Raw genomic sequence first — 9,030 nt, 5'->3', positions numbered from 1 at the left:
CGAAGAACCCGACCAGATCATCCAACGCCGGATCATTACGCCCCGCGATCGGAAAACCCACCGCCACATCGGAACTGGCACTCAAACTCGACAACAACACCGCCAACGCAGCCTGCACCACCATAAAGCTGGTCGCATCATGCTCCCTGGCCACCGCAGCCACCCGCTGCTGCAACTCCGCCGACCACTCCACCGCCACGCTGGCACCCCGGTAGTCAGCCACTACCGGATATGGCCGATCCGTGGGTAATTCCAACCGATCCGGCAGGCCCGCCAGCGTCTGCTCCCAATACCCCACCTGCGCGCAGATACGACTGTCCGGGTCGGACAGCTCACCGAGCTGCTCCCGCTGCCACAACGTGTAATCCACGTACTGCACCGGCAGCGCAGACCACTCCGGCGCCGCCCCGGCACACCGCGCGGCATACGCCACCGCCAAGTCAGCCACCAGTGGGCCGATCGAGGATCCATCGCCGGCGATATGGTGTAGCACGGTCACCAATACATGCTCGCCCTCTGCGACACGGAAAAGCTCAGCGCGCAACGGTAATTCGAGCTGTAAATCGAAGTGATGACGCACCGCCTCACCGATGGCTTGCTCCAGCCGATCCGACGACCAGCCACTGGCGTCGGTCACCTGCCACCCGAAATCGGCGTCTTCGGCAGGCACCACGACCTGCTGGGGTACTCCTTGAGGAGCCGCGAACACGGTACGCAACGACTCATGCCGACCCACCACATCGGCCAGGGCCGCGGCCAACGCCGCGACGTTCAGCCCTCCGCTGATCCGTAATGCGGTCGGCATGTTGTACGTCGCAACCTCACCCTCGAACTGACTCAAGAACCACAACCGCTGCTGCGCATACGACAACGGCACCACGGCAGGCCGCGGTTGGACCGTCAGTGCCGCACCGGGCCGGTCACCGGCATGCAGGCGTACCCAGTCCGCGAGCCCGGCCACGGTGGATACGTCGAAGAAAACCCGGATCGGGATGACGACGCCCAGTTCCTTCTGAATTCGTGCAAGCAGCCGCGTCGCCGACAGTGAGTGACCACCCAGATCGAAGAACGAATCATCGATGCCGACTCGGGTTCCGCCGAGGATGTCGCTGAACAGAGCCGCCAACGCACGTTCGCGTTGGTTTCGCGGCGCTCGGTAGGACATCCCACTGTGGAATTCGGGCGCGGGCAGTGCCCGCTTGTCCAACTTGCCGTTGACCGTCAACGGCAGTGCGTCCAACACCGTGATAGATGCGGGCACCATGTAGTCGGGCAACCGCTCGGCCAGGTAGGCACGCAGTTCAGCTACCCGCTCGATGACCGCTGGATCGTTGACGTAGCTGGACAGCGATCCGACCTGGGCGGCGGGTAGGTACAGATCCGTCAGGGCCTGCGGTGCGCCGGTGTCGTGGGTCAAGACGATATCCATCAGACCGACCGCGGACGACCAGGTCACCGACGTGAGGTACCCCAGATCTTCGCCCAACCGATGACACTGGTACGGCAGCACCGCATCGGCGGCGGGGATGTCAGCACGCAACTGACCGACCGGCTGGCCGTCCCTGGCTCGGGTCGACGCCTGCGCCAGAAGTACATCCGGTGAGATTCCGGCATGAGGTACACCGGTCACACGTAGCTCCGGCAGCTCCTGGGATCGCAGATATCCGGCCAAAGCGGCGAGGCTCCCAAACCGCTGCCAGGGTTCCGACGGCAGCCGGGCGACGGAGCGTGCCTGCACCGGATCCTTCCTCAGGACCACGTCGTAGCGGTAACCGCTCAGTTCATTCGCTGCCTGAATCCGCTTGAGATGCATCTCCACCGAGCCGATTTCGCCGAGCTGCTGCGGTAGCGCCGTGAAGAACTCGGGTGCGAATAGCAGTTCTTGCTCTGCCAGCATTTCCCGTCGCACCCGCTCACGCACCGAGGCGACAGTCTCCTCTGCACCCACGGGCCCCGCGCACACGACCCCGGTAGTGAACGCGCGCAACAACGCCAGGTTGCGCACATCACCGAGGAACACCGCCCCGGCCGGTGTCAGCAGGCGTTTCACTACCGCCAGCACATCCAGCAGGTAACCGGCGCTGGGAAAATACTGGATCACTGAATTGAGCACCACGACATCGAAATGCCCCTCCGGCAAACCATCTGGTGAATCGGCGGGCTGTATCAGGACCTGGACTCGATCGCCCCACGGCTGATCTTCCAGCGCCGCCTGAAGCTTCTGGATCGTCGGCGCGGAGAAGTCGGTGCCCCAGTACTCCACGCACTTCGGAGCGATCTGCGACAGCAACAACCCCGAACCCACACCGATCTCCAGAACCCGTCGCGGGTGCAGGGCCATGATCCGGTCAACCGTCGCCGACCGCCATTCCCGCATCTGATCCAGCGGTATCGGCTCACCGGTATAGCTGCTGGTCCAGCCGCCGAAATCTTCGCCAAGCACGACCGGCGCATCATCTTCGGTCGTCGGCTCCGAATAGACGCCGCCCCACACTCCCTGCCACTGCTCGACGAGGTGTGCCTCGCGCTCGGGCTCCCGGACCAGCACTTGCTCCTGGTCGAACACGACGTAACCGGCCAACTGCTTGTCGACGTGGTCTTCGGCCTGGCCCACGGTTGGAGCGGCGGGGGGAGCGACTACCACTGCCTGCGCCACTCGGTGGTGAGCCGCCAGTACCGCCTGGATCTCACCGAGCTCGATGCGATACCCGCGGATCTTGACCTGCTCGTCGGCACGACCCTCGTACAACAACTGGCCGTCCGTGCCCCAACGGACCAGGTCTCCGGTGCGATACATCCGGGCTCCGGTACCGCCGAACGGACACGCCATGAACCGCGACGCGGTCAGACCCGCCCGTCCCCAATATCCGATTCCGACCCCTCGACCCGCCACATACAGCTCACCCAGCACGCCGACCGGGACCGGGCGCAGCCATCGGTCCAGCACGAACAACGCGGTGCCGGGCATCGGATAACCGATCGGGACAATGCCTGTTCCACCCTCGTTCAGCGCCTTCAGCGGGCCACTGATCGCCACCCACATCGTGGTCTCGGTCGGGCCGTACTGATTGATCATCGACCGCCCGGGCGCCCAGCGTTCCACCACCTCGGCCGGGCAGGCTTCGCCGCCCACCAGCAAGGCCATCGACTCCAGGCCCTCAGGGGACAGCCCGCCAACTGCGGACGGTGTCTGGCCCAGCACATCGACTTTCTCGTCGACCAGGAGTGCGTGAAAGTCCTTCGGAGACAGAGCGACCGGCTCCGGCACAACCACCAGTCGGCCACCGTGCAGGAGAGCCATGAAGATCTCCCAGCCGGAGATGTCGAAGCTGTAGGAGTGCCATTGGGTCCACGCTCGCCCAGGTGCAGCCAGGCTTGGATCGAGTGATTCCAGCAGTTGAGTGACGTTGCGGTGGGCGATGGCCACGCCTTTCGGGACGCCGGTGGTTCCCGAGGTGTAGATGATGTAGGCGACGTCGTCGGCCTTCGGGGCCGGCAGGCCCGCACATCCGTAGTCCTGGATGGCCCTGTCGCCGACGTCGATGACCGGTAATCCGTGGCCGTCCAGCCGATCCGCCGACGCGTCCGTGGTGACCGCGACGATCGGGGCGGCGTCCTCGAGCATGAACGCGATGCGTGCGTCAGGGTGGACCGGGTCGATCGGCAAATACGCAGCACCGGTCTTCAGCACCGCCATGATCGACACGATCGCTTCGGGACAACGGCTGAACAGCAGCGCCACGCATCGGCCGGGTCCGGCTCCGCGGCTGATCAGGAGGCGTGCCAATCGATTCGATGCCTCATCCAGCTCCCTATATGAGGTCGAACGCCCCTCGGAGCGCAGTGCCACCGCATCCGGGTCCCGCGCGACCTGCTGTGCGAACACCTCCGGGATCGATACCGGCGTCTCCGGCTGGGACAGCACGCCCCGGTTGCCGATCTGATCCAGCTCGACGCACTCGGTGGCGTCGAGAACGGCGATCGACGACAGCAGCCGGGCCGGATCGGCCACCATTGCCTCCAGCACCCGTTCCAACCGCCTGATCAGCGACTCAATGGTGTTCGCGTCGAATACATCGGTACGGAATTCCACCGTCCCGTGAATCCCATCCGGGGCCCCGGCATCGGTCCGGCGTTCCTGCAGGAAGAACGCCAAATCCATACGTGCGGTGTGTGTTTCAGCAGAAAGGGGTGTCACATGTACGTCACCCATGGCCGCGCCGGCCGCGGGAGCACCGCCGCCCTGGCCGGCGAAGTTCTGCCAGGCCAGCATCACTTGGATCAGCGGGTGGTGAGTAAGGTTGCGGGCCGGTTTGAGTCGATCGACCAGCACCTCGAACGGCACGTCCTGATGCTCGAATGCGCCCAGGCTGCGCTGCCGCACCTGCTCCAGCAACTCAGCCACGGTCGGATCTCCGGCCAGATCAATGCGCAACACCAGCGTGTTGACGAAGAAACCCACCAGATCATCGAGGGCCCGATCGTTACGACCGGCGATTGGGAATCCGACCGCCACATCGGAACTGGCACTCAGGTTCGACAGTAGAACGGCCAGGCCGGCCTGCATCACCATGAAACTGGTCGCGTTGTGTTCGCGGGCCACCCGGGCCACCCGTTGCTGCAGCCGTGCGGGCCAATCCACCGTGAGACTGGAACCACGATAGTCGGCCACCACCGGATACGGCCGGTCCGTCGGCAACTCCACCCGCTCGGGCATGCCGGCCAAAAGTTGCTCCCAGTACGCCACCTGCGCAGAGATACGACTGTCCGGGTCAGCCAGATCGCCCAGATAATCCCGTTGCCACAGCGTGTAATCCACGTACTGCACCGGCAACGGTGCCCAATTCGGCGCCCGATCCGCGCACCGGCTCGCATACGCGACACCCAGATCACGCACCAGCGGACCAACCGACGAACCATCCCCGGCAATGTGGTGCACCACCGCCACGAAGACATGGTCGTCGTCGGCAAGGCGGAAAAGCCAGGCCCGAACCGGTATTTCGACCTCTAGGTCGAAATTGTGAGATACCGCCGCCCCGACACCCTCCATCAGCCGTTCCGCAGACCAACCGCTGGCGTCAACCACCTGCCACCCAAAATCAGCCTCTCCAGGCGGCAGCACCACCTGCTGGGGCAGCCCGTCACTCGCGGCAAAAACCGTGCGCAGTGACTCATGACGCCCGATCACATCCGCCAGGGCCGCACCCAAGGCATCCACATTCAGCTTCCCGCCGATACGAAGCGCCGTGGGCATGTTGTAGGTTGCTGCCTCACCTTCGAACTGACTCAAGAACCACAACCGCTGTTGCGCATACGACAACGGCAGCACCTCAGGCCGCGGAACTGGAACCAGCGGCGGCAATCCCTCCGGGCCCACGCCGATACGCGTAGCCAGCCGGCTGATCGCCGGGGCGTCGAACAGGGTGCGCACTGCGACGGTGGCGCCCAAAGACGTGTGGATGGCCGCGATCACCCGCATCGCCGACAACGAATCTCCGCCCAGATCGAAGAACGAATCGTCGGCTCCGACTCGCTCCAACCCGAGCACCTGGGCGTAGATCCCGGCCAGCATCTCCTCGGTGGGTGTGGAGGGCGCGCGGTAGCGACCAGCCTCGGAATATTCGGGTACCGGGAGGGCCCGTCGGTCCAACTTGCCGTTGACCGTCAACGGCAGCGCCTCCAGCACCACGATCGCCGCCGGGACCATGTAGTCCGGTAGCCGCTGCGCAAGTTGGCCGCGCAACTCGGCCGGATCCGCGGTGCCGGTGACGTAGGCGACCAGCCTCTTGTCGCCGGGACGGTCCTCACGGGTGATCGCCACCGCCTGCAGCACGCCATCCAGATCAACCAGCGCTGTTTGGATTTCGCCGAGTTCGATGCGGTAGCCGCGGATCTTGACCTGCTCATCGGCACGTCCCAGATACCGCAACTGTCCGTCGCAATCCCAGGACACCAGGTCACCGGTGAGGTACATACGGGTGCCGGTCCCGCCGAACGGGCACGCCACAAACCGGGTTGCGCTCAGCCCTGGCCGGTGCACGTAACCCACTCCGACGCCCCGGCCGGCCACATACAACTCGCCCACCACCCCGGCGGGTACCGGACGCAACCACTGATCCAGCACGAACAACGCCGCCCCCGGTACCGGTGCGCCGATCGGCACGACGCCCGAATCTGGCTGCAGCGGTGCGCTGATCGTGGCATACACCGTCGTCTCGGTCGGACCGTAGGCGTTGATCATCACCCGGCCTTGTGCCCACCGATGCATCACCTCGGGCGGGCAGGCTTCACCGGCCACCACCAACGTCGCCGACTCCAGGCCTTTCTCCGACAAGATCCCGGCCGCCGACGGCGTCTGGCTCAACACGGTGACATGTTCGCTGACCAGAAGGTCGTTCAGGTCCTGCGGGGAACGTGCCACCGACTCGGGCACCACCACCAAGCGTCCACCGTGTAGTAGCGCACCGAACATATCCCACACCGAGACGTCGAAAACCAGGGAGTGCCACTGTGTCCACGCCGGTTGGGCATCAATCGGCGGCGCCGGATTCACCGACTTGATGAGCTGGGTGACATTGCCGTGCGTGATCGCCACACCTTTCGGCACACCAGTGGTGCCAGAGGTGTACATGACGTAGGCCACGTCGTCGTGTGCCGGCGCCGGCAGGGCTGCAACGGGGTAGCGGTCGATACGCGGGTCGTCGGCATCGATGACCACCAAAGCTGTCCCATCGAGCCGCCCGGCCAACTCAGGCATGGTCACCGCGACCGCAGGTGCGGCATCGGAGATCATGAACTGCACCCGCGAGTCCGGAATCGCCGGATCTATCGGCAGATAGGCTGCCCCCGTCTTGAGTACCGCCAGGATCGACACAACAGCCTCGGTGCAACGGCTGAACAACAACGCCACGCACTGACCCGGGCCCGATCCAAGGTCAAACAGTAAGTGTGCCAGCTGATTTGATGTCTCATCTAGCTCGCGATAGGTCATCGTCCGACCCTCGCAGGTTACCGCTATGGACTCCGGCGCCCGAGTGACCTGCTGGGTGAACAGCTCCGGAATCGACTCCGACCGCGCGGCTTGGGTCAACGCCCCCCGATTACCGCATCGCGCCAGCCAGACTTGGTCGACGTCTTCGAGCAGATCGACCGAGGACAATCGCTGGCTGGTGTCCGAGGTCATCGCCACCAACACCCGGCGCCATCGATCGATCAGCGTTTCGATACTGGAGGCGTCGTAGACGTCCGTGCGGTACTCGACCGTCCCCCCGATTCCCGCGGGTTCTCCGTCGGATGCGAAACGCTCAGACAGAGAGAAGGTCAAATCCATGCGTGCGGTGTGTGTTTCCGCCGTCAACGGCGTGACCCGCAGATCGCGCAAGGTTGTCGCGGCCGCGGAATTGCCGGCGAAGTTCTGCCATGCCAACAATACCTGGACCAACGGGTGGTGAGTCAGGGTGCGAACCGGGTTGAGGCGTTCGACCAACACCTCGAAAGGCACATCCTGGTTGTCGTAGGCAGCCAGGCTGCGCCGGCGCACCTGCGCCAACAAGTCAGCGACGGTGAGGCCGCCGCTCACATCGACCCGGAGCACCAGGGTGTTGACAAAGTAGCCCACCAACGCGTCCAGTGCCGGATCCCCCCGGCCGGCAGTCGCGATGCCCACCGCCACATCAGAACTGGCGCTGGTCTTGCCCAGCAGCACAGCCAATGCGGCTTGGATCACCATGAAGCTGGTCGCGTTGTGCTCCCGCGCCAGCCGCCTGACCTGCTGCTGCAGTTCAGCCGGCCAATCGAGGTCCACACTGTCACCGTGGTAATCAGCGACCCGGGGATACGGCCGGTCGGTGGGCATGTCCAGCCGTTCAGGTAGACCCGCCAACGCATCTCGCCAGTACGCCACCTGCCCGGCAATACGACTGTCGGGATCGGCCAGATCGCCCAGATATTCACGCTGCCACAGGGTGTAGTCCACATACTGCACCGGCAGCGGCTGCCAGGCCGGGGCCCGGCCCTCGGACCGGCTGGCGTAGGCGACGCCCAGATCGGCGACCAACGGCGCGACCGAAGAACCGTCGCCGGCGATATGGTGCACCACCCCGGCCAGTACATGCTCGTCCTCGGCTAGACGGAAAAGCGTTGCACTCAAAGGAATTTCGGATGAGAGATCAAAAGTGTAGCTGGCCACCCGCCCGATGGCCTCGTGTAGTTCAACTGCCGTCCAGCTACTGGCGTCAACGACCTGCCATTCGAAATCCGCTCGGTCGGCCGGCACCACCACCTGCTCCGCGACGCCGTCGATCGCGCGAAACACTGTGCGCAACGACTCGTGCCGGTCCACCACATCGGCCAATGCCTGCGCCAGCGCGCCGGTATCCAGGCTGCCGCTCAGCCGCAACGCCACCGCCATGTTGTAGATGGGTGAGGGTCCCTCCAACTGATCAAGGAACCACAACCGTTGCTGCGCATACGACAACGGGATCACCGACGGCCGTCGCCGGACCACCAGCGGCTCACGGCCTCCGCCACCGGCATTCACACCTGCCGCCAGCCCGGCCACCGTCGGTGTCTCGAACACCGACCGAACCCTGAGGTCGGCGTCCAGGCTGGTATTGACCGCATTGACCAAGCGAGTTGCCGAGAGGGAGTCGCCGCCGAGGTCGAAGAAGGAGTCGTCGATGCCGACCCGTTCCAGGCCGAGGACCTCGGCGTAGATGCCGGCCAGGATCTCCTCGGTAGCCGTGCTGGGAGCCCGATAGTGATCGGTGCCGGTGTATTCCGGAGCCGGCAGGGCCCGTTTGTCGAGCTTGCCGTTGACCGTCAACGGCAACGCATCAAGAGCCACCACCGCGGCGGGCACCATGTAGGCCGGCAGCCGCTGCGCCAGCTGTGCGCGGACCACTGCGGGATCGGCGGTGCCGGTGATGTAGCCGACCAGCCGCTTATCCCCAGGCTGATCCTCACGGACAATCACCACCGCCTGCGCCACATCATCCAGATCAGCCAGCGCCGTTTGAATTTCACCCAACT

1 protein-coding gene is annotated in these 9,030 nt (G+C 64.8%); it reads right to left on the bottom strand.

Features of this window, described 5'->3' with window-relative positions:
• Positions 1-9,030 (bottom strand): non-ribosomal peptide synthetase (locus tag BKG60_RS11895; protein ID WP_120764897.1); only part of this gene is annotated, 9,030 nt, incomplete at both ends.

Origin of the sequence: Mycobacterium syngnathidarum (genome assembly GCF_001942625.1) — a bacterium.
Classification (GTDB): Bacteria; Actinomycetota; Actinomycetes; order Mycobacteriales; family Mycobacteriaceae; genus Mycobacterium; species Mycobacterium syngnathidarum.
This window is presented reverse-complemented; position numbering and strand designations above follow the sequence as displayed.